The following is a 23122-nucleotide window of genomic DNA, read 5'->3' as shown; positions in this document are numbered from 1 at the left end:
TTTAGAGATTATACTAATATTTTATCATCGTCCTTGCTTTTTTCCTCATATACCGTCAGGGCACCATCTGCATTGCGCAGCTGGCGCTTCTTCAAGATTCCCCATAGCTGCAGTGCAATGAAGAGTGAAGAATAGATGCCGCTGATCAGGCCGACCAGGAGGGCGATGGAGAAGTTCAGTATGGCAGTGCTTCCGAAGAGCACAAGGAACACCACAACGATGATGACCGTAAGGACCGTATTGACGGAACGGGTCAACGTCTGCTTGAGGGAACGGTTGATGATTGCATCAATCTCCTCTTCCTTCCGGATGACCTTGAACTTCCTCAGGTTCTCCCTCACCCTGTCGAATGTGACGATCGTATCGTTGATCGAGTAGCCGACGATCGTCAGTACAGCCGCAATGAAGGTGATATCGACTTCCAGATGGAAGATGGAGAAGACGGCGACCATGATGAAGGCATCATGGATGAGTGCGAGCACGCTCGGCAGCGCCATGCGCCATTCGAATCGTATGGAAGCATAGAGAATGATGCCGACAGAAGCAATGGCGAGTGCGATGGCCGCATTCTTGGCCAGCTCCTGCCCGATGACCGGGCTCACCGTGCTGATTGCCGGCTCACTGCCATAGAGGTCATCGAATGTGGTCTGCATCTCGGTGACGGAATCCTGCGGGAGGTTTTCCGTATACCGTACGACCACCATATCCTCACCCGAAGTCGTGATGCTGTCCGGCGGCAAGTCCATCTCTTGGAGCTGCTCTTCCACCTGCTCCACCGTCGCTTCGCCGCCAGTCTGTATATCGGCCCGCGTACCACTTGTGAAGTCGATGCCGAGATTCAGCCGGAATATGGACAGGATGATCAGTCCGACCAGAATGGTCGCCAGGCTGAATGCGAAGAACTTCTTCGCATGGCCGACGAAATCAAAGCGGTCCCATGGCGTCGTCAGATCTTCTATATCCTTGCCTTCATTGATGTTGAATCTGCTCTCCTCCTTCACACCAAACCATCCGGGCCGCTTATTGAAGAAGCCCGACTTGATGAGCATCGAAAGCAGGAGGCGTGTCAGGAAGACTGCAGTGATGAAGCTCATGATTATGGAAAGCAGCAGCATGGTCGCAAACCCTTTTACACTGCTTGTGCCGAAGATGAACAGTACGACTCCGGCAACCATAGTGGTGATGTTCGCATCGACGATTGTCCATAATGAAGCCGCAGACGCTTTTTTATAGGCCTGCTTCAGATTCCGGCCGATGCGCAGTTCATCCCTTATGCGCTCGTACATGATGATGTTGGCATCCACGGCCATCCCCACACCGAGGATGAGGGCTGCGATACCCGGCAGCGTCAATACCCCGCTGATCATATTGAAGCCGAATATCGTCAGATAGATGTAGATGGTGAGCGTCACCGCAGCAATGACGCCCGGCAGCCTATAGAACGCAATCATGTATATGAATACGAGTGCCACACCGATCAGGCCGGCAGTGACCGTTTCATCCAGCGCCTGTTCACCGAACTGGGCACCGACGGATGTCGAATAGATCTCGCTCAGTTTGACCGGCAGTGCGCCGGAGTTCAGCAGTGCTGCAATATTCTGTGCGCGCTCAAGACCTTCCTGGCCCGAGAAGCCGCCTGAAATCATGACATCAGAGGAGTTGATCGGCTGTGAGACGCTCGGGGCAGAGATGAATTTGGGGTCCTCCTTTTGGACCTCCTCTTCAAAACTGTCCTCTCCTTCCTCAAAGTCCATCCAGATGACCATCAGATTCTCGCCGGCTGGACGCTCGGAAATCTCTTCAGTGATTTCCCGGAATTTGTCCGGGTCCTTCAGTTCGAGTGAAACCATTGGTTGGTTCATTTCATCGAAGTTCTGGCTTGCACCGCCCTGCACGAGATCAGAACCGTCCAGCAGCACATTGTCATCGACATCCCGGATCGTCAGTTCAGCCTGGGTGCTGAGCAGTTCACGTGCTTCCGCCTGATCTTCGACCCCTGCAAGCTGGACGCGTATCCGGTTGCCCTCCTCAATCTGTATATTCGGCTCCGAAACCCCGAGCACGTTCACCCTCGAATCAAGGGTCTGGGCGGTGCTCTGAACCGCCGTATCATCGATTTCATCGCCTTCTTCCAAAGGTTCGACCTGATACAGCACTTCAAAGCCGCCCTGGAGGTCCAGGCCGAGATTGACATTCCTGGCAAGGTCCTTGGCGGTCAGGCCGACGACTGTCAGGAGCAGCACGGCCACCAGGACAGCAGCTATGATTCTATTCTTTTTCACATTCAAAAAAACACACCTCGATTATATTGTAAGTCCTCAACGTTTCAATTATAACCGTTACCACCAAAAAATAAAATGAAAAAAGCTGACTCCATGAGCCAGCCTGTTGTCTTCCTATTTTACGATTTCTTTAAGTGCGACACGCTCAAATTTGAGTACTGCGCCGTTCACTTCATCCGTACGGATGTACATGTGCTTCTGGTCGAACGATTCCACTGTGCCATGGATACCGCCGATTGTGATGATTTCGTCACCTTTTTGCAGGTTTGACTGCATGTTCTGAACTTCCTTCTGCTTCTTCTGAGCCGGACGGATCATCAGGAAGTACATTACCAGGATGAGTACCAGAAACGGCAGGATGGCCATAAAGAATTCCATCTATACATCTTCTCCTCTGTTAGAAATTTTTCGGATTTTCAACATTTAATCCGTATGATTCGAAAAATGCTTCTTTAAAATCCATCAATTGATCATTTAAAATCGCAGTTCGAATATCCTCCATCAATTTTAGCAGAAAATACAGGTTATGATAAGTGGTAAGCCTCAATCCTAAAATTTCATCCGTTTTGAACAGGTGGCGCAAATATGCCTTCGTATAGTTGCGGCATGTGTAGCAGTCACATCCGGGATCGAGCGGTGTAAAATCACGTTCGAACTTCTTGTTCTTGACGACGACCCGTCCCTTCGACGTCATCGTCGTGCCATTCCGTGCAATGCGCGTCGGAAGCACGCAGTCGAACATGTCTATGCCCCTGATGACGCCTTCAATCAGGGCATCGGGCGAGCCGACACCCATCAGATACCTCGGCTTGTCCTCAGGAAGGAATGGTACCGTCTCCTCCAGCATACGGTACATGATCGGCTTCGGCTCACCGACGGAAAGGCCGCCGATCGAGTAGCCCGGGAAGTCCATCGCCACCAGGTCCTTTGCACTCTGGGCGCGCAGGTCACTGTATTCTCCGCCCTGTACGATGCCGAACAGGGCCTGGTTCTTGTCATGCCCCTCTTTGACGTGGTGGCTGAGGCAGCGCTCGGCCCATCTTGTAGTCCGCTCGATCGAATCCTTGACATACTTCTTCTCTGCAGGGAATGGCGGACACTCGTCAAACGCCATCATGATATCCGATCCAAGGTCATGCTGGATATCCATCGCCTTCTCGGGGCTTAAAAAGAGTTTGGAGCCGTCGAGGTGGCTTCTGAAGTGGACGCCTTCCTCTTCGATCTTGCGCCTGTCACTCAGGCTGAATACCTGGAAGCCGCCGGAATCCGTCAGGATGGGCTTGTCCCAGTTCATGAACTTGTGGAGGCCCCCGGCCTCCCTGATGATATCACTGCCGGGTCTCAGCCACAGGTGGTATGTGTTGCTCAGAATGATCTGGCTGCCGATGTCTGCGAGCTCCTCGGGCGTCATCGTCTTCACCGTTGCCAATGTCCCCACCGGCATGAATATCGGTGTATCGATCGTGCCATGCGGCGTGTGCAGCTTGCCGATGCGGGCACCGGTCTGCTTGCATGTCTTTATATGTTCATATCTTATTGCCATCTAGTCTTCATCCTCATATATAATCATTGCATCCCCAAAACTGAAGAACCGGTATTTTTCGTCGATCGCATGCTGATAGGCCTTCATGATTGTCTCCTTGTCACTGAAAGCACTGACCAGCATCATCAGGGAGGATTTGGGCAGGTGGAAATTCGTGATCAGCGCATCGATGGCCCTGTATTGGAAGCCGGGATAGATGAATATGTCTGTAAACCCGCTCGCTTCCTCAAACCTGCCATGATCGCGCATGATCGTCTCAAGTGTCCGTGTACTCGTCGTACCGACACTGACCACTTTCCCACCGTTTTCCTTCACTGCATTGAGTGCATCTGCCGTCTCCTTGTTCATGATATAGAATTCGGAATGCATTCTGTGATCCTCTATGTTCTCTGCACTGACGGGCCTGAACGTGCCGAGGCCCACATGGAGGGTGATATAGGCGATATGTACACCCTGCTCCCTGATACGCTCGAGCAGCGCTTCCGTAAAATGAAGCCCAGCCGTCGGCGCAGCGGCAGATCCCGTATGTCTTGCATAGACCGTCTGGTACCGATCCTTGTCCTCCAATGTTTCCTTGATGTATGGCGGCAATGGCATCTCCCCAAGTTCATCCAGGACATTCTCGAGCAGTCCCTCGTGGTGGAGGCTGACATGCCTGATGCCCTCATCGAATGTGCCGGTGCATACCGCCTTCAAGAGACCGTCGCCGAAGTCGATCTCCGTCCCCTCCTTGACTTTCCTGGCGGGACGGATGAGCACTTCATACCCTTCTTCGATCGGCTTGAGCAGCAGCATCTCTATTTTTGCACCCGTATCACTCTTCACACCGAAAAGCCTTGCCGGCAGCACTTTCGTATCGTTGAGCACCAGGGCATCCCCCGGGTTGAGATATTGTATAACATCCTCGAATTTACCATCCGATACTGTGCCGGTGGCCCTGTTCAGGCCGAGCAGCCTGCTCTGTGCCCGGTCTTTTAGAGGGGTTTGGGCGATGAGCGATTCAGGCAGCTCAAAATCAAATTCGTCGAGTTTCAAAACCTATTCCTCATTTCTAAATATATCCATCTGACATTTTCCATTAAAGTAGTCGTAGCTTTTGGCTGTCGCCTTCCGCCCTCTCGGCGTCCTTTCCAGGAACCCCTGCTGGATCAGGTATGGTTCATACACATCCAGAAGCGTCACCACTTCCTCGCCGATCGACACGGCCACGGTTTCAAGGCCGACAGGTCCACCGCCATATGTGTTCAGAATCGTATTCATGATCTTGTGGTCGATCGGGTCCAGGCCGCTCGGATCAACTTCCAGCACCTTCAGTGCGTGGTTCGTCGTATCGAGGGTGATGGACGGCTCACTCTTCACAATCGAGAAGTCCCGGACACGCCTGAGCAGCCGGTTGGCGATCCGCGGGGTCCCCCGGGAACGTCTGGCGAGTTCCATCGCACTGTCATCATCGATTGCAACTTCGAAGATGTCCGCTGTCCGGTTGACGATGGTGACCAGACTGTCGACATCGTAGTACTCCAGCCTCAGCTGGACACCGAAACGGTCACGCAGCGGTGCCGAAAGGCTGCCGAAGCGCGTCGTCGCCCCCACGAGCGTAAATGGCGGCAGGTCGATCCGGATGCTTCTGGCCTCCTCGCCCTTGCCGATGACGACATCCAGGAAGAAGTCCTCCATTGCTGAATAGAGGATCTCCTCCACAGCTCGCGGAAGCCGGTGGATTTCATCGATGAACAGCACGTCCCCCATTTCGAGGCTCGACAAAATCGCCGCCAGATCCCCGGCACGTTCAATTGCCGGTCCGGAAGTCGTCCGTATATTCACACCGAGTTCGTTGGCGATGATGTTGGACAGCGTCGTCTTGCCGAGCCCCGGGGGGCCGTGCAGGATGACATGGTCCAGCGCCTCTTCCCTGATCCGTGCCGCCTCGATGAATACGTTCAGATTGTTCTTCAATGTCTGCTGGCCGATATACTGATTCAGGTATTCCGGCCGGAGCGACATCTCCAAATGCTCTTCATGCTGCTGCTTTCCTTCATCTAAAATGCGATCATCCATAATAGCACCCCATTACTGAACTAGGTATTTAAGCCCTCTTTTTACTGCTTCGTCCACTGAACTGAAAGATTCGCTGCCCATGTGCTTCTCAATGCGCTTGAGCTCACGTTTGCTGTAGCCGAGCGCCTCCAGTGCCAGCAGGGCTTCGCTGATGAAGTGGTCATTATCGTCCACAGCAGGGGCTTCTGGAGAAGCCTCCACATGCGCGAGTTTGCCTTTCAGATCGAGGATGATCTGGCTGGCCGTCTTCTTCCCTACACCAGGGAACTTCTGCATATACTTTTCGTCTTCCGCCTCGATCGCACCGACGATTTCATCCGGAGTCGAGGCTGCAAGGATGGCCATCGCACTCTTCGGGCCGATGCCTGTGACCTGCAGCAGAGACTTGAAGAGGATCTTTTCATCCCTCGAGTTGAAGCCATAGAGCGTATGGCTGTCCTCCCTCACAATCAGTTCAGTATGGATCTTCACTGCGCTCTCTTTATTATGCTCAAAGCGAAAAGGATTGGGTACCATAATCAGGTATCCGATCCCATTCGATTCCACAGTGATATACTGCGGTTCCACTTCCTTCAAAACACCACTAATATACTGATACATCAAATCACCATCATTCTACGAATTCGAATTCTCCGCCGAGTATCCTTACAGTATCGCCCGTCTGGATGCCACGCTCCCTGAGCGCATCATCTATGCCCATCGAGCGCATCTGTCTGGCAAATCTCCTGACGGCTGCGTCCCGGTTGAAGTCGGTCATCTTGAACATCCGTTCTATAGCGTCGCCGGCAACCACATAGGCACCATCATCATCCCGTCTGATTTCGAATGCATCCGGGTCTTTCTCGTGACGGTAGACCACGCGGTGGTCCGTCTCTTCTATGACTTCCTCCTCTTCAGTTGTCTCTTCGAGCAGGTCTGCAACCCTGTAGAGCACAGTGTCCAGATTCTTTCTCGTCGCTGCGGATATCCTGAATATTTCCTTGTCGTCCCCTACGGCTTCTGTGAAGCGGTCGAAGACCGCTTCATCCTCCACCAGGTCGACTTTGTTCAGCACGATGATTTCAGGACGCTTCAGAAGGTTTTCGTTGTACAAGCCCATCTCATTTCGGATGATCCTGTAGTCCTCGACTGCATCCCTGCCTTCAAGGCCACTGATGTCAATGACATGGACGATGACCTTCGTGCGCTCGACATGGCGCAGGAACTGGTGGCCAAGTCCCGTGCCTTCGGAGGCCCCTTCGATCAGCCCAGGCAGATCGGCCATAACAAATGAACGGCCATCTCCGGTTTCGACAACACCAAGGTTCGGTTTGATTGTCGTGAACGGGTAGTCGCCCGTCTTCGGCTTCGCTTTCGATACTGCACTGAGGATCGTGGACTTGCCTACGCTCGGGAAGCCGACAAGGCCTACATCAGCCAGCAGCTTGAGCTCCATGATCACATCGAGCTCATCACCCGGTTCACCATTCTCAGCAAAATCCGGTGCCGGGTTCCTGGAGGAGGCGAATCTTGAATTGCCGCGTCCCCCGCGTCCGCCTTTTGCTACGACTGCCCGTGCCCCGTGCTGGACGAGATCTGCAATCGTTTCCCCCGTATCCTTCCTTTTGACAATGGTGCCCGGCGGCACTTTCAGTACCATCGGCTCACTGTTTTTTCCGTGGGCATTGGAGTTCATCCCATTCTGGCCGCGCTTCGCCTTGAAGTGGCGCTGATAGCGGAAATCCATCAGTGTCCTCAGCCCTTCATCGACTTCAAAGATGATGTCTGCACCATTGCCCCCGTCACCACCGGCTGGTCCGCCGAGCGGCACATACTTCTCACGTCTATATGCGACAAGGCCGTTTCCGCCATCGCCGGCTTTTAAGTATATATCTACCTGATCTATAAACATTGTCTCACCTCTATCCTTAAATATTATAGCATATCAATTTCAACTCATTTAAATAAAAAGGACACCAGCTTTGCTGATGTCCACTCGTTTCATTATTTTGCTTCCTTGTATACGGAAACGCGCTTCTTATCGCGACCGAGACGCTCGTATTTTACAACGCCGTCGATTTTGGCGAAGAGTGTATCATCGCCACCGCGGCCTACGTTTTCACCCGGGTGGATCTTAGTCCCACGCTGACGGAAAAGAATGGAGCCGCCTGTAACGTGCTGGCCGTCCTGCCTTTTCGCACCAAGACGTTTGGATATGGAATCACGACCGTTTTTCGTTGAGCCTACACCTTTTTTGGATGCAAAGAATTGAAGATTCAGTTTAAGCATTGCTTTCACCTCACTTGAATAATAATCTGATATGTTCACCGTATTCTTCTTCTATCGTTTTTAAAGAAATGATCATGCTTTCAAGCAGTAACTGCAGTTTTGCATCATCCGGATCTTCGACTTTGAATTCGAAATAGCCGGTCTCTTCCTCCATATTAACAGAAGGGTTGGCTTCAGTCATATTGAGGATTGCATTTACAGAACCGAAAACGACTGCTGAAGCACCGGCGCAGACAATGTCCTTACCGTGTTCATCGAACTGGGCATGTCCTTCCATCTTGAAGGATGTAACCTGTCCGTCATCGTTTATGTTGAACTCTACATTGATCATTACGCGTCGATCTTATCAACAGTCAGCTTTGTATATGGCTGACGGTGTCCTTGTTTACGCTTGTAGTTCTTTCTGCGCTTGAATTTCACCACATCGATCTTCTTACCGCGACCGTGCTTTTCAACTTTCGCTGATACAGTCGCGCCTTCAACTGTCGGCACACCGACTTTGACGGAATCTCCTCCTACGAAGAGCACTTTGTCAAAAGTGAAGGTTGCTCCTGCTTCTGCATCGATTTTCTCGACGTAGATTGTCTGGCCTTCTTCGACCTTGAGCTGTTTACCACCTGTTTCGATAATTGCAAACATACTTACACCTCCTGATTTAAAATAAGACACGCCATCTACAGGTGGATATGCATCACTTGAACCTGTAATTGAGCGGTTGATGTCTACATTATCACCAACCACTGCATTATACCAACCGCGTTGCCGGCTGTCAATGCTTTGGCAGGACCTCTTTTCTGATTCTGGAAGTTTTCAAGGCAATGATAAATACCAGGATGAAGATCAATGCGTTCAGAAGCAGACTTGGCGCGGCCCTGAGCGCCAGGTAGTCGAATGCCGGCAGATTCACCATATCGAGCAGCCTGTATATGAAGAAGATATACATATCATAGAACAGGATGAGGAAAAGCACAACGAAGGCCATGGCGACAAAGTCCTTGTGGAACACCCTGAAGGCGGTGTGCATGAACAGGACGAAGGCCACCATTCCAAAAGTATGTATGCCGTATATCGATCCTATGTACAGATCCAGCATCGCACCGAAGACGACACTGAGCAGGACGCTCATCTGGGGGCTGGCATAGACGGAAACGAGCAGGATGAACATCAGCAGTGCACGGGGAACGAAATATACCTCCACTCCGCCGAGCGTCATCGGACTGAATTCTGCAAACAGGAAATCCACATACATCAGCAGGAATGAAAACAGAAAAATTATGATCGCCCTCATGCTATTCCTCCATGGATTCCGGATTTCTCTCGATGACGAAGACGACATCGACATCGTCGACATTGCCCTTCATCTGGACATAGGCATTCTGACTCAGTCCATATTCATCATTCTGGACCTCCACAACAGTGCCGATCAGAAGGCCTTCAGGATAGTCGCCCACAAGTCCGCTCGTAAGCACCTCGTCCCCGCGGGCCAGACCGCTGCGGTTCTTTATATTCTCAATGACAAGAAGGTTTCTTTCGGTATCGTATTCCCGTATGTTGCCATAGATCGGATTCCCCTCATGCATGATCTCCACAGAGAGGTTGTTCTGTGAAACGGAAGTCGTCAGCATTTCGACATAACTGGAGCCGCCATTTGCACGTGCCACTGTGCCGATCAGCCCCTCTGTCGTCATTACAGCCATGCCTTCATTAATACCATCCGCCTCCCCCTTGTCGATTGTGAAATTATCCAGCCACTGGTCCGGGGAACGTGAGATCACCCGGGCATTGATGCTCTCGTAGGATTGCTTGGAGCTCACTTCCAAGGCTTCCCTCAGTTCCTCATTTTCTGTTTCAAGACGTTCCAGGTCCGCCTGCATCTGGGGAAGCATCTCCAGTTGCGCCTTGAGCCGCTCGTTCTCCTCAACCGCATTGAAGCTTTGCCTGATGCTCGTGAATATGCTTCCTGCAAAGTTCAGCGGTGCGTCGATGATCATCTGGGAGCCGGCTGCAGCATCGGCAGTGAACTGTTCAGCTTTGGTGGTCGAACTGCGGTCGCTGATCGAAAAGCCGATCAGTATGATGAGTATGATGATGCCGAATAGGATGATCAGCATGCGATTACGGTTGAAAAGCCTGTTCACAGTAGAGCGCCTCCATTAAATCGTTGATATATGATAAAAGAATACCATAGACAGCCGTTTCTGATAAGCATATGTAAAACAAAAAAATAGAGAGGCGGCAGCCTCTCTATAACAGATAAGATAATAATATATATGATATCTAGAACAAGAATGGATCTGTTCTATCAAAAGCCACGATTCGCGATGGACATCACTACTTCATGACTTGTTATGTCGTTTTCATTACATCTATTATGTTACATGTATTCCGGCATCCTTTCAAGGGGGGATTCGAAATTAAATGTTGTACTTTTCCACATTACTGCCATAGATGTCGGATGTTTCCAAACCGTGAAATGACATTTTCCAGCACCTCATCACTGACGGCAAGCGAAATTCTGATGTAGTGCCGCCCCCTCGAACCGAACGGGATGCCCGGGGTGACGAGGATGGACTGCTCTTTCATGAGAAACTCTTTGAAGGATTCCCCGTCATGGCCTTCCGGCACCTGAATCCATCCAAAGATCCCGCCTCTGATGGGGTTGATCGGGATGCCCATTTCTGTAAATGCCCCAGTCACAAGGTCACTTCTCTGCCGGAACTTCTCTTCCTGGTGCGGCAGTATCTCTGCTGCATTCTCCAGTGCTGCAATGGAGGCATCCTGCAGGACGCCCCACATGCCGGTCTGGGTGTGGTCCTGATACGTATTGATCGTCTCGATCATCTCATCGTTGCCGACCGCAAACCCCACCCGGAAACCGGACATGTTGAAGCCCTTGGAGAGTGAGTATATCTCGATGGAGCACTCTAGATCCGGGTCGCTTTCAAGCATGCTCGGGTGAGGACCTTCGAATGAGAACGGGGCATAGGCGAAGTCATGGACGATGCGTGTCTTTGTACCCTTGAACCGCGCCACCGTGCGGTCGAAGAATTCCTTGTCTGCGACGGCACCGAGTGGATTGGACGGATAGTTCAGGTAGATCAGCCTTGCATTTTCAAGCTCCTTGTCGGGTAGACTGTCATAGTCCGGCAGGTAGCCGTTCTCCGGAAGAAGCGGAAGGTCATAGACTTCTCCACGTGCCAGCCTCACTCCGGCTTCATAGTCCGGATAGCCCGGGTTCGGCAGATAGACGCCCTCGCCCGGTTCGATGAACAGCATTGGAAACTGGACCAGGGCATTTTTCGTACCATAGAGTATCGCTATATTGTGTTCCGCAAGTTCTACGCCATACTGTTCAAAGTAGAATCTGATGATCGCATCCTTAAAGGACTGCTTCCCCCTGAAAAGACCATACCGCTGATTCTCTTCCTTATATAGGGCATCGGCCGCTGCACCCAGAATCTGCTCCGGCGTCTCCCCATCCGGGATGCCGACCGCCAGATTGATCAGCGGCAGCGGTCCCTGTTTCACGTCACTCGACATTGCCGTTTTAAAATAGCTTGGTGGTATGCTCTCAATCAGCCTGTTTGCCATCAGAACCCCTCCGGTTTATCGAAGCCCTGGAACTGGTTGTCTATCGTCTGTTTAAAATGCTCAGACTCGACTGCCTGGATCAGGGCACGGGCGAGTTCCGTATCCTCATCTTCTGCATTGATGACAATCTGGTTCCGGAAATTCTCGTTCATATTCTCAAGCTGCAGTGCATCAGCCAAATCCATGCCGCTTGCAAGGGCGAAATTGCCCGGCACGAGCGACAGCCCAATCTGGTCCACACTCCTCGGCAGCTGGCCCGAATCCTGGTAGACGAACTCAAGGTTCTTGTTGTTCTGAAGGATGTCCTCCTCTTCGATGGCCAGCATATTTGCATCTTCAGCAATTTCTATCAGTCCTGCGTCCATCAGTGTCTGGAACCCTCTTGAGGAATTGACCGGATCGAGCGGCAATGCGACTTCGCTTCCATTTTCAATCTCTGCGATGGAATCGAATGCGCTGGAATAGAGCCCCATCGGCGCAGTCGGCACCTGGATCAGATTGATGAAGTCGGTGCCATTTTCGTTGTTGAAGTCCTGCATGAAGGATTTGTTCTGATAGAGGTTGGCATCGAGGTCGCCATTATGCAGCGCGTTGTTCGGCTGGATGTAATCCGTATATTCGACGATCTCCACCACATACCCCTGCTCTTCGAGTGCCGGCTTCAGGGCGAAATTCACCATATCACTGTACGGTCCCGTTGATGCACCGATTGTAATGACCTCGCCCTCCCCTTCATAGAGCAGGGCGCTTGATCCGATGATCACTGCCAGTGCCGAAGCAAGAAATATCAATATTCCACGCATATCAGTTCCCCTCCTGTCTTTGGCTCAAGTAGTCTCCAATGAGCTGTATCAGCTGCACGATGATGATCAGCACGACGACTGTCGCAACCATCGTCACCGTATCATAGCGATAGTAGCCATATCTGATGGCAAGGTCGCCGATGCCGCCCCCGCCGACGACACCCGCCGTTGCACTGAAGGCGACGATGGAGATGATCGTCAGCGTAATCGCCTGTGTGATGCCGCGTTTTGATTCCGGTATCAGGACGTCCGTCACGATCAGCCATAGGGAGGCACCACCGGCGATGCTCGCCTCAATGACACCCGTGTTGACGCCGTTGAAGCTTGTTTCAACAAGCCGTGCAAACAGCGGAATGGCCGCGAGCGACAACGCCACGCTTGCAAATACCGGACCATGCGAACTGTTTGTCAGCCAGGTGGCAATCGGCATGATTGCGACGATCAGTATGATGAATGGGAATGAGCGGATTACGTTGGTCACTGCGCCCAGAAACTGGTTTAAAGGTTTTATCCGAAACAGCAATGGATTCGCCGTGATATAGAGCAGTATGCCGAGCGGGAGCCCGAGCAGCACCGCAAAGAAGATGGAAATGGAAACCATCAGTGTCGTCTCCAGCAGTGCACGGTACAATAGCGGTGCAATCTCAGTCAATCTCTGCATAGATTTCAGCCCTTTCTATTCCTTTGGATTCGTCGATGAAGCTTTTCAGACGCGCTATCTCCTCCGGTTCACCCTTGATGTGGAGCATCAGGAAACCGAGAGGCATATCATGTATGTATTCGATGCGTCCGTTCAGAATGCTGATGTCGCATTCAAAATGGCGGTAGAGCTGGTTGACATAGTTCGCTTCGGCATGCTCGTTGAGGAATTTGATCGTAATCACTTCCGAACGATTGTTCACATCGATATGGGGCGGGATGGCAAAATCATATATATCCTGCACAAACCCCTTCGTCACATCATGCTTAGGGTGACTGAACGTGCTGTAGACATCACCCTTTTCCACAACCTCGCCTTCCGACATGACGCCGACACGGTCGGCAACTTCCTTTATGACTTCCATTTCATGGGTAATCAGCACGATTGTAATACCAAGCTCCCTATTGATCCGCTTCAAAAGTTTCAGGATGGTCTTCGTCGTGTCGGGGTCAAGTGCACTGGTCGCTTCATCGCATAGCAGGACATCCGGATGGTTCGCCAGAGCGCGGGCGATGCCGACACGCTGCTTCTGGCCGCCGCTCAAGTTTTTCGGATAGCTGTCCACCTTGTCGCCGAGCCCCACAAGGTCGAGAAGCTCCTCGATGCGCCCCCGTATTTTCTTCCTGTCATACCTGCTTGCCTTCAGAACGAATTCGATATTTTGATAGACTGTCTTCGATTCGATCAGATTGAACTGCTGAAAAATCATGCCGATCTTCTGCCGGCGGATTCTGAGGTCATCCCCCGTCAGACTCCCGAGGTCAGTCCCGTTCACATTCACTTTGCCGGAACTTGGCGCCTCAAGCAGATTGATCAGTCTGAGCAGCGTACTCTTCCCTGCTCCGCTGAAACCGATCAGCCCGAATATCTCCCCGTCCTCTATCGTCAGGGAAAGTTTTTTCAAAGCTTCAATTCTCTTCCCCTTGACTTCATATGTCTTCGACACATCTTCAAGCACAATGGCCATCCCATCACTTCCTTCCTGAAATTAAAAAGCCACCTGCCCAAAGGCAAATGGCTTCAATCGTTTATCTGCCAAGCCTAGGGCTTGCGGGATTTAGCACAGTACCTCCCGGCCTGCTGCTGAAGCTTCATAGGGCCCAATCCCTCCACTTCTCTGGATAAAAGTATTCAATTGAATGCTCATTACTCTACATTAACATAGGAGAAAAGTCAAATTTCAAAATATTGCGGCCCACAATTATTCCACTACGGATACATGGGCCACCTGCATGGTGTACATCTTAGCGTATTCCCCGCCCGATTTGAGGAGGGCTTCATGACTGCCCCGCTCGACAATACGTCCGCCATCAAGCAGGAGAATCTGATCTGCATGCTGGATCGTCGAGAGTCTGTGTGCAATGATGAATGTCGTCCTGTTCCGGCTTACGACCTTCATGGCATGCTGGATCATCTGTTCCGTCTCAGAATCGATGTTGCTTGTCGCCTCATCCAGTACGAGCACTTTCGGATCGAACACCAGAGCACGTGCGAATGAAATCAGCTGCCGTTCCCCAAGGGACAGTGTCGAACCGCGTTCTGCAAGTTCTGTATGCACGCCATCCGGCAGCCTGGAGAGCATTTCAGCCCCACCCACACTCACGAGTGCCGCCTCTGCCTCCGCTTCCGTAATATCGGTATTGTTCAGCCTGAGGTTGAACAGCAGCGTCCCGCTGTAGATGAAGGGATCCTGGAGCACAATCGACATGTACTGCCTCAAAGACTGCTTGCCGATGTTTTTGATATCCCTGCCATCAAACCGTATGGTGCCTCCGGTCGGGTCATAGAACCGCATCAGCAGGTTGATGATCGAACTTTTGCCGGACCCTGTATGACCGACAAGTGCCACCGTCTCTCCTGGGGATACTTCCATATTGATGTCCTCAAGCACCTGATGTCTGCCGTCATATGAAAAACCAACCCGTTCGAAGGCGATATGTCCATCAAATTCGCCAAGCAAACCCGTGTCATCCTCTTCTGCCTGCGCATCCAGCAGTTCGAACACTTTGAGCGCCGCCACCCGCGCCTGTTCATATATATCCAATTGGCGGATGATCTCGAACAACGGGTTGAAGTAGCGTGTAATATAGTCGACCAGGATATACATCGTCCCGACCGACAGGGCTGCCGACCCGTCGAGGAAAGCGGAGGCGAATATATAGACCAGCACAGCGAACAGCAGGGAACGGAAGGTCCCCATAAGGTTCTCTCCGGTGGCACTTTCAAGTCTGATCAGGCTGTTCGAACTTCTGACATAGCCATCGTTCAGATTTTTGAACTCCTCCGTCACCTGGGATTCCCGGTTGAAGGCCTGGATGATCGGCATGCCGCTGATCGACTCATTTATCATGGCGTTGATGTCGCTGTTCCGCTCCCGCCGCATATGATTGTACCCTTCCGAATACTTCCTGTAGAGCATCATCCATATGAGGACAAGAGGGATGACCACAAGCATGGCAAGTCCCGCCCAGAAGTTGATGAAGAATGTCACTGCCGTAATGCCGCCGATGGTCAGAGTGCTCACCAGAAACATCGGCAGCACCTCTGAGAACATATGCAGGATGGATTCCGTATCATTCGTGATTCGGGCGACCACCTTGCCGGCCGGCAGATCGTCGAAGTAGCGGATCGGCAGCTTCTGCACATGCCGGAAGACCTCATTGCGGATATCCTGCACTACGAGGGCGCCCGATTTCTGCAGCACGATCTCCTGCAGGTAGCTGAAGATGGCGTGCATCATCTTGATGCCGAGGAATACGCCAAGGAGCTGGTAGATCGGCAGCATTTCTATCTGCCCTGTACCGTCCTGTATATGATGGTCGAGGATCTGCATGGCAATAAAAGGCCCGAGCAGTTCGAATCCGACCATCAGCACCATGAGCGATATCCCCAGGATGAAATGCCTTCGGAACTTAAAGGCATAGCCCATCAGTCTTTTCATTTCCTTCATGTCGATGCACCCCCCTTCAGATAATAGTCGTTCTGCCGGCTGTACCAGCCATCTGAAGCGGACAACTCAGCATGGGTCCCCATCTCTATGACCCGGCCGTCATCCAGGACGACGATCAGGTCAGCATGCTGGATAGCAGACAGCCTGTGCGTCACGATGATGGTCGTCTTATCCGTACGATTCGTACGGATGCCGTCGATGATCCGCTTTTCCGTTTTTGCATCCACGGCACTGAGGGCGTCATCCAGGATCAGTATATCCGGATCCCGGATCAGGCTCCGTGCAATGGAAATCCGCTGCTTCTGGCCGCCGCTCAGGGCGATGCCCTTTTCACCGACCATCGTCTCGAGTCCTTCGGGCATCCGTTTGAGGTCCTGATCGAGCGCACTGAGATGGATTGCATCCTCAAGCTGTGTCTCCGTCGCACCGGGATTTCCGAACAGGATGTTCTCCCGCACCGTCCTTGAGAAGAGGATGTTCTCCTGGGAGACATATCCCACCTTCTCCCGCAGTGTTCTCCGGTCAAGCTCCGATATCGGCCGCCCATCAATGACCAGCCTCCCCTGCCCTTCCGGGTAGAACTTCAGAAGCTGTTTGATGAGCGTCGATTTACCGCTGCCCGTCCTGCCTACGATGCCGAGCGTTTGACCGCTTTTTAGCGTGAGTGATACATCATCCAGGTTCGTTCTGCCACTCAATGGATACTGGAACGAGACGTGGTCGAAATCCATATTTGATTCCTGAATGCCATGCACGCCCCGATCATTCACATCATCTTCCGTATCCAGAACACTGTTGATGCGCGTCAGCGAAGCATTTCCCCGCTGCATGACATTGAACAGCATGCCGACGGCGAACATCGGCCATATCAGCATGTTCAGATAGACATTGAAGGCCACGATGTCTCCGACAGATATGAGGCCGCGGTTCGCAAGCACCGCGCCATAGCCGAATGCGACCATGAAGCTGAATGTCGTGACGATGATCGTCAGCGGCTGGAATAATGCATCAAGACGTTCCACCTTCATGAACTTCTCCAGATAGTCGTCCGTCATCCTCCTGAACCGCCTGTTCTCGGCCGCCTCCTGCACATAGCTCCGGGTGAGCTTCACCCCTTCCACGATTTCGAGCACCGAATCGTTCATGGATCCGAACGCCTCCTGGCTCTCCGTATGCGCCGCGTTGATTCTTTTGCCGAGCCGCTGCTCGACAATCGCCAATATCGGCAGCGGCAGCAGTGCAAAGAAAGTCAGCTGCCAGGAAATCGTGAATCCCATGACCAGTATGATCGTGAGCATGAAAGTCGTCGCATCCACCAGGGTCAAAAGTCCCATGCCAGCGGCCTGATTCACGCTCTTCAGGTCGTTCGTCGCCTTCGCCATAAGGTCGCCCGTCCGATTGCGTTCATAGAAGCTCGGCGACATGAGCAGGAACTTTCGCATCAACTTCATCCTGATGATGCTTTCGATCTTCACCGCTCCGTCAAAGAGCAGATAGGACCAGAGATATGTCGCCGCATAAGTCAGTATGGTCACCACGATGAATACACCGACCAGCTGCCACATCAGACGCTCCGTCATTTCCCCACCGGCAATGAAGTCGATGGTCCAGCCGATCAGCTGGGGCGGAATGACTTCAAGGATATTCGCCACAAGCAGTACAAGTACGATTGTCGTATACTTCCATTTATGTTCTCCAAAATACCATTTCAATTTCCATAGAAAATCAAACATGATATCACCACCCTGTCCGAAACCAGGGATTCAATCCACAATTACAGTCGATGGTCCCCTCTGGTTTTCCTTGTTGTGTTATTCGTTGGTGTCATAGCGTCAAACTGTCTTATGCAAATTGAAGATACCACATCATCAGCTCCTTGTTTACAGAATTTTCTTAAAAATGACATCAAAAAAAGTGCGCACTCTATTTGTGCACACTGATTACAGGCAAAAAAATAGAGAGGCGGCAGCCTCCCCATAACAGATAAGAAATAATATATATGATATCTAGATCCAATCGGAGTGATTAGAATCTATCAAAGGAGGCAACACTATAAAATTGATTTACGGATGAAAGAATTACATTAATCATCAGGTTGTCCTCCTTGTTATGTCATTTATAAGTCATATTTATAATATCCTAAACTATTTCGGTTTTCAACAGAATTTACAAATATTACAGATTTGTAATCGATTTGTAATGTTTATAATCGTACTTTACCAATCAGAAGTGAAGAAAAGATCGTATTTTTCATAATCTATGAATTTGGCATGATAGAAGTCACAAGCTGCCTGATTGATGTAGTTATGGTATATCCGGTCATATTCATAAGAACCAAAGAAAGGACCAGGGAATACAGGCATAAGAAGATGCGATTTTTCAGGAGAATGGCGAATTTCATTAAGCAAAAGATACAGCTCATTTACCATTTCTACTGACAACTTGATTTTCCCACAGTTTTCAAGACTGAAATTTTTTACGAAGTAACCCTGTAGGGCGTTGAACTTTCTATAATAACTGTATTCAATGACTTCATTGGTCTCACGTTCCTGAAGATATAGATACATATCCAATCCCATATGCCCACTCCTTATTTGATGAAATTCATTTCTTTTAAACTGATGTATTTTCCCGAACCAATAATAATATGATCAAGAAAATCAACCCCTATCATCTCTCCACATTCATGTAGTCTTCTTGTTACTTCTATATCTTCCCTGGAAGGCGAAGGATCTCCACTTGGATGATTATGGACGCAAATGATTGCTGCTGCGCTTCTTTTCACAGCTTCTTTGTACACTTCTCTTGGATGAACGATGGAGGTGTTCAATGAACCTTTGAACATTGTCTCCTGGTGTATCACCATATTTTTGGTGGAGAGGTAGAGAACTACAAAATGTTCCTGCTGAAAATACCTCATCTTCTCCATCAGGAGATCACTTACATCATCCGGACTTTTAATGAAGATATCCTCTTCAAGTGAATGGGTGTGCATTCTGATTGCAAGCTCAATTACAGCAAGGATTGTTATGGCCTTAGCCTCTCCTATACCCTTTACACTGGTCAGTTCCTGGTAGGTCAATCCTCTGAGTTCACGTATGGTCTTCATGTCTTTTATGATTCTATTGGCCACTATAATACTCGATTCTTCCCTATTGCCTGTATTGATGATGATGCCCAACAGTTCCTGATTGGTCAGTTTGTCAGGACCATAGTTCATCAACCTTTCCCGAGGTTTGTCAGAGTCATGCATTTCTTTGATTAATAGTGTCATAGGAACCCTCCGAAATAGATTGTATTTATATCTTCATAAAGGATGAAGGATAGGATGAGTGCGTTTGTTATAAAGGGGACAAGAGGAATCTTGCGTGGCATATCACTCCTGTAGAAATGCAGAATGATGATGAATAATCCTCCAATCATATAGGTGAGTAGAATTGTGTAAACAAAAAAATTGACCGGCGTAACCAGTGTGATTACTGTGAACAGTTTGATGTCTCCATAGCCCACCGAATCTGAAAACAGGAAATAGAACAAATGTAGGATGATGATGATCACTACATCTTTAAAGGGGTCGATATATGATAAATCTGTCAAAAAGAGTCCAGTGAAAAGGAAAAGCAGACTCATATGGTTTGGAATCGTAAATGTCTTGAAGTCATTCAGAGCAATTGGTATAAGTATAGTGACTATAAGATAATACAAGGTCAAATCCTTAAGTGACAGGTCATAAAATAAAGGAAGAAGATAAAAGAAAATCAATAAAACCTCGCACATGAAAGAACCTAAATCAATCTTGCTCCTACAGTATGCACATTTCCCCCTGAGCAGTATAAAACTGATGATTGGAATCAATTCTGACCATTTCAAAGTATGATGACAACTATTGCATTTACTTCTTCTGTATAAAATGCTGAAATGTTTTGCTTCTGTAACTGCATACATGAATGATGCGCATATACCACCTATCAATATGATCCAGACCATACTCACCCTCCTCTGCTATAAACATATTACCTCCGATATTATTTGTTGTAAAAATGCAGAAATAACGAAACATGGGACCTTTGTCTGGATTATTCTTTTAATGTATTTATAAATGTACAGATTTCTTATTTCTGCATAGATTGGTTTGAAAATCATACATTTATTGACTATGCTCGAAGCAAGAGTGATTCAATTCTTTATAACAATATAGATTTTCAAATGAATAAATATGAAAATACAAAAAAACCCAATATCTCAAAAATCTCGAAGACTTATGAAGTATTGGGTCTTAGTTAAAGCTATGAAACATAAAATCAATTATTAATCTATGAAGTCTTTCTGGATGCGTGCTTTATACATAGTTGATAGAAATGAATGAAGGAGGTTACGAAATCTTCTTTCATCATCTCTTACCCATCAACTTCTCTCAACAACCCCTACATACCTAAACCTTCCACGACAACTCCGACAAATATACCGCTTCTCATACCCTTTCATATTCCTGCTGAACTGGTACTGGCACTTCCTGCATTCATAAAGGTGGCTCTCTCCCCTGTACATATGGGTCCGTGTCCTGGAAATACCCAGACGATCGAGAGTTCTAATGAAAATAGTATCAGAATCCCTGTAGGGCTGATTTTTAGCGAAGAGTGCATAGTGCACGCATTCGTGGTACAACACATCAAGAATGGTTTCAGCGGAATTATTACTGATGAAAGTATGGGACATCACAATCTCCATTTCCTTGTCATTTGCTTTGCCCCGAATATATTTGATTCGGAAGGCTCCGAGTTTTGACTTCATGCGTTTTGAAATGCGGATCGGTATATCGAGCGGCATGCCGAATTGCCTTTTAAGGAAAGCGTCCGCATGCTGCTCCAGTTGTATCTGTTCCATTTTCATCGACCTCTATCATCCTGATTTTTCATTGTCTTCATCTTCTCATATTTTACTTGCTGATGGAATTTCATTTGGGCAGAAAAAAGCCAGGGTATCATCTACCCTGGTTTCATCTATCCATTAAAGCAATTCTTTCGCAAGCAGTTTGTAGACATCAAGACGTGTCTCCTGCGCGTGCGGGATGCTGACGATCATCGCTTCATCGAAGCCGTACATCTCCTGCTCGTCCTGCAGCTTTTCTGCAACTTCCTTCGCCGATCCGACGATATGGAGTGGACGGCGCTGCTGGATCTTCATCTTGTCCATCTCGGTGAGTGGATAGTCTTTGGCTTCCTCCGGGGTCAGGGATTTCTCGATCCTGCCCTGTGAGAGCCATAGACCTGCAATGTCCTGCGGCTTTGCCTGGTATTCCGCTTCTTCCCGCGTCTCCGCTGCCGTCACCATATAGCACACGTTGATTTCCGGCTTCTCCATGAACGCTGAAGGCTTGAAGTTCCTTCTGTAGGCATCGAGTATTTCACGACTCAGTTCACCATTGAAGAACTGTGCGAAGGAGTATCCGACACCCATTTTTGCGGTCTCGATGGCACTGTTGCCGCTTGACCCAAGCATCCATGCCTCCGGCAATGTCACATTGTCCGGCACTGCAGGTGTCGAGCCGAAAAGTCTGCCTTCCGGCGTCTCGTCATTGATCAGCTGGAGCGCAATCTGATACTTCTCATACATGTTGTCCATCTCGGGACGCTTGCCTTCAGACAGTGCATAGACCGCCCTGCCGTCTCCACCGGGTGCACGGCCCACGCCGAAGTCGATCCGCCCAGGTGAGAATGCACTGAGCGTCTTGAACACTTCAGCCATCTTGAGTGGCGAGTAGTGCATCATCATGACACCGCCTGTGCCGATGCGGATATTCTCAGTCTTTGCCGCAAGCCTTGCTGCCGTGATTTCCGGAGCGGAGCTGACGACGGATCCGATGCCGTGGTGTTCGGCCATCCACATGCGGTAATAACCGAGTTCATCAGCAAGAACAGCGAGTTCCTCCGATTTTCTCAGCGCATCCACGCCGGTGTTGCCTTTTGTCACAGGTGCCTGGTCCAGTACACTTAATCTCATCATTAACATCCTTTTCTTTATCTGTCGTTTTATCTGATGCCGCTATTGTTCGAAGAGTCTATTGAGTTCCTGTTCACGCTTCAACTTTGCAGGGGTCACGTCATTGCCGAGCGGATCGATGACCGTCAGGCCGGCGAGGTTGTCGAGCACCTGTCCGCGGAACTGGCGCATATAGTCTTCCCTCAGCTGTCGCTGCTCCGCACGCTCTTCATCCGTCAGCCCGATCTGCTTCTGCTTTCTTGCCAGTTCATTGATCCTATCGAGTCCTATAATCATAATTACCATCTACCTTTTAATATTAATACTCACTCTCTATTGCGACATTATTCTCTCTGAATTCAAATGTCCTAGACGACCATCTTTTCATCCAGCCACTTTCTGAGAGCGGCCATCTGACTGCTGTATTGCTCCGCCTGAAGCTTATCGGTCAGGGAAGCGATGGTCTCCCGTTTGAGCACGGATTTCCATGAATCCTCCGCTTCATCCATCAGGCTGCCGAGGATGCAGTGTTCTTCCTCACTTCCCAATTCGAGCATGCCATCGAAGATGCCGCTAGGTGTATAGAGGGACTGCTGCCCTTCTATCGCCACATATATATCATATACACGGATATCCTCCGGCCGCTTCTTCAGCTTGAATCCGCCTTTTGTGCCGGGGACGGAAGTGATCAGATCCGCACTGCCCATCTTCCTGAGCAGCTTCTGAAAATACGTGGGAGACGCACCGATCTGCCTGCTGATCTCTTCGCTGTGCAGCACTGCCCCATCCGGGAGCATGTTGAGCAGCAGAGCCGCATAGACCGACTGTTCAACCCCTGTCTTCATTTTCATGTCCTGATCACTTCCTTTCCGTCTAAACTGGATAATTGTTGTCCAGATTGAAATAAATTATAACAGATGCATTCCTATCGTTCAAATGAGATGACTT

Annotated in this window: 25 protein-coding genes, 1 riboswitch and 1 other annotated feature; all 25 genes read right to left on the bottom strand. The window is 49.9% G+C overall.

The window, feature by feature from the left end; translation table 11 throughout:
• Positions 1-8 precede the first annotated feature (8 nt).
• Complete coding sequence (secDF, locus tag BO53_RS0112785; protein ID WP_031548869.1) at positions 9-2282, bottom strand: protein translocase subunit SecDF; 2274 nt, start codon at positions 2280-2282, stop codon at positions 9-11.
• A 114-nt stretch (positions 2283-2396) separates the two neighbouring features.
• Positions 2397-2660: a preprotein translocase subunit YajC gene (gene yajC, locus BO53_RS0112780; protein WP_031548865.1), complete on the bottom strand. Its 264-nt coding sequence runs from the start codon at positions 2658-2660 to the stop codon at positions 2397-2399.
• A 19-nt stretch (positions 2661-2679) separates the two neighbouring features.
• Positions 2680-3825 carry a tRNA guanosine(34) transglycosylase Tgt gene (gene tgt / locus BO53_RS0112775; RefSeq protein ID WP_031548862.1) on the bottom strand — a complete coding sequence of 382 codons (1146 nt, stop codon included), beginning with the start codon at positions 3823-3825 and terminating at the stop codon, positions 2680-2682.
• The gene (gene queA, locus BO53_RS0112770) at positions 3826-4860 is read right to left on the bottom strand and encodes a tRNA preQ1(34) S-adenosylmethionine ribosyltransferase-isomerase QueA (RefSeq protein WP_031548860.1); all 1035 of its coding nucleotides are present in this window, start codon (positions 4858-4860) and stop codon (positions 3826-3828) included.
• Between the two features lie 3 nt (positions 4861-4863).
• A complete protein-coding gene (gene ruvB, locus BO53_RS0112765) occupies positions 4864-5883 on the bottom strand; it encodes a Holliday junction branch migration DNA helicase RuvB (protein ID WP_031548857.1) in 1020 nt (339 codons plus the stop codon).
• Between the two features lie 12 nt (positions 5884-5895).
• Entirely contained in the window at positions 5896-6483 is a 588-nt protein-coding gene (ruvA, locus tag BO53_RS0112760) for a Holliday junction branch migration protein RuvA (RefSeq protein ID WP_031548855.1), read from the bottom strand.
• A 10-nt stretch (positions 6484-6493) separates the two neighbouring features.
• The gene (gene obgE / locus BO53_RS0112755; RefSeq protein ID WP_031548852.1) at positions 6494-7774 is read right to left on the bottom strand and encodes a GTPase ObgE; all 1281 of its coding nucleotides are present in this window, start codon (positions 7772-7774) and stop codon (positions 6494-6496) included.
• A gap of 92 nt (positions 7775-7866) precedes the next feature.
• The gene (rpmA, locus tag BO53_RS0112750) at positions 7867-8151 is read right to left on the bottom strand and encodes a 50S ribosomal protein L27 (protein ID WP_031548849.1); all 285 of its coding nucleotides are present in this window, start codon (positions 8149-8151) and stop codon (positions 7867-7869) included.
• Positions 8152-8161: 10 nt separating this feature from the next.
• Positions 8162-8482, bottom strand: a complete 321-nt coding sequence (locus tag BO53_RS0112745; protein ID WP_031548846.1) for a ribosomal-processing cysteine protease Prp — start codon at positions 8480-8482, stop codon at positions 8162-8164.
• Positions 8482-8790: a 50S ribosomal protein L21 gene (gene rplU / locus BO53_RS0112740; RefSeq protein ID WP_031548843.1), complete on the bottom strand. Its 309-nt coding sequence runs from the start codon at positions 8788-8790 to the stop codon at positions 8482-8484. The genes BO53_RS0112745 and rplU overlap by 1 nt, the downstream gene beginning before the upstream one ends.
• A 14-nt stretch (positions 8791-8804) precedes the next feature.
• Positions 8805-8878, bottom strand: a sequence feature (ribosomal protein L21 leader region).
• Between the two features lie 42 nt (positions 8879-8920).
• Complete coding sequence (gene mreD, locus BO53_RS0112735; protein WP_031548840.1) at positions 8921-9439, bottom strand: rod shape-determining protein MreD; 519 nt, start codon at positions 9437-9439, stop codon at positions 8921-8923.
• 1 nt (position 9440) lies between these two features.
• Positions 9441-10289, bottom strand: a complete 849-nt coding sequence (mreC, locus tag BO53_RS0112730) for a rod shape-determining protein MreC (RefSeq protein WP_031548837.1) — start codon at positions 10287-10289, stop codon at positions 9441-9443.
• A 298-nt stretch (positions 10290-10587) separates the two neighbouring features.
• On the bottom strand, positions 10588-11742 hold the full coding sequence (locus BO53_RS0112725; RefSeq protein WP_031548834.1) for an aminotransferase class I/II-fold pyridoxal phosphate-dependent enzyme: 1155 nt from the start codon (positions 11740-11742) through the stop codon (positions 10588-10590).
• Positions 11742-12545 (bottom strand): MetQ/NlpA family ABC transporter substrate-binding protein, encoded by an 804-nt coding sequence (locus BO53_RS0112720; protein WP_031548832.1) that lies wholly within the window; start codon positions 12543-12545, stop codon positions 11742-11744. The genes BO53_RS0112725 and BO53_RS0112720 overlap by 1 nt, the downstream gene beginning before the upstream one ends.
• A gap of 1 nt (position 12546) precedes the next feature.
• A complete protein-coding gene (locus tag BO53_RS0112715; RefSeq protein WP_031548829.1) occupies positions 12547-13206 on the bottom strand; it encodes a methionine ABC transporter permease in 660 nt (219 codons plus the stop codon).
• The gene (locus BO53_RS0112710; protein WP_031548826.1) at positions 13190-14212 is read right to left on the bottom strand and encodes a methionine ABC transporter ATP-binding protein; all 1023 of its coding nucleotides are present in this window, start codon (positions 14210-14212) and stop codon (positions 13190-13192) included. Before BO53_RS0112710 ends, BO53_RS0112715 begins: the two co-directional genes overlap by 17 nt.
• Positions 14213-14270: 58 nt before the next feature.
• Positions 14271-14373: riboswitch (SAM riboswitch) on the bottom strand.
• A 73-nt stretch (positions 14374-14446) separates the two neighbouring features.
• Positions 14447-16195, bottom strand: a complete 1749-nt coding sequence (locus BO53_RS0112705; protein WP_031548824.1) for an ABC transporter ATP-binding protein — start codon at positions 16193-16195, stop codon at positions 14447-14449.
• Entirely contained in the window at positions 16192-17928 is a 1737-nt protein-coding gene (locus tag BO53_RS0112700; protein WP_031548821.1) for an ABC transporter ATP-binding protein, read from the bottom strand. Before BO53_RS0112700 ends, BO53_RS0112705 begins: the two co-directional genes overlap by 4 nt.
• 483 nt (positions 17929-18411) lie before the next feature.
• Positions 18412-18774, bottom strand: a complete 363-nt coding sequence (locus BO53_RS0112695) for a hypothetical protein (protein ID WP_031548818.1) — start codon at positions 18772-18774, stop codon at positions 18412-18414.
• 11 nt (positions 18775-18785) lie between these two features.
• On the bottom strand, positions 18786-19469 hold the full coding sequence (gene radC, locus BO53_RS0112690; protein WP_031548816.1) for a RadC family protein: 684 nt from the start codon (positions 19467-19469) through the stop codon (positions 18786-18788).
• Complete coding sequence (locus BO53_RS0112685) at positions 19466-20182, bottom strand: prepilin peptidase (protein WP_031548813.1); 717 nt, start codon at positions 20180-20182, stop codon at positions 19466-19468. The genes radC and BO53_RS0112685 overlap by 4 nt, the downstream gene beginning before the upstream one ends.
• A gap of 417 nt (positions 20183-20599) precedes the next feature.
• The gene (locus BO53_RS0112680) at positions 20600-21079 is read right to left on the bottom strand and encodes a SprT-like domain-containing protein (RefSeq protein ID WP_037342283.1); all 480 of its coding nucleotides are present in this window, start codon (positions 21077-21079) and stop codon (positions 20600-20602) included.
• Positions 21080-21202: 123 nt separating this feature from the next.
• Entirely contained in the window at positions 21203-22195 is a 993-nt protein-coding gene (locus BO53_RS0112675) for an LLM class flavin-dependent oxidoreductase (protein ID WP_031548807.1), read from the bottom strand.
• Between the two features lie 42 nt (positions 22196-22237).
• Positions 22238-22471: a DUF896 domain-containing protein gene (locus BO53_RS0112670; RefSeq protein WP_031548803.1), complete on the bottom strand. Its 234-nt coding sequence runs from the start codon at positions 22469-22471 to the stop codon at positions 22238-22240.
• 71 nt (positions 22472-22542) lie between these two features.
• Positions 22543-23025 (bottom strand): RrF2 family transcriptional regulator, encoded by a 483-nt coding sequence (locus BO53_RS0112665; RefSeq protein WP_031548800.1) that lies wholly within the window; start codon positions 23023-23025, stop codon positions 22543-22545.
• Positions 23026-23122 lie beyond the last annotated feature (97 nt).

This window comes from Salinicoccus luteus DSM 17002 (genome assembly GCF_000712035.1).
Lineage (GTDB): Bacteria > Bacillota > Bacilli > Staphylococcales > Salinicoccaceae > Salinicoccus > Salinicoccus luteus.
This window is presented reverse-complemented; position numbering and strand designations above follow the sequence as displayed.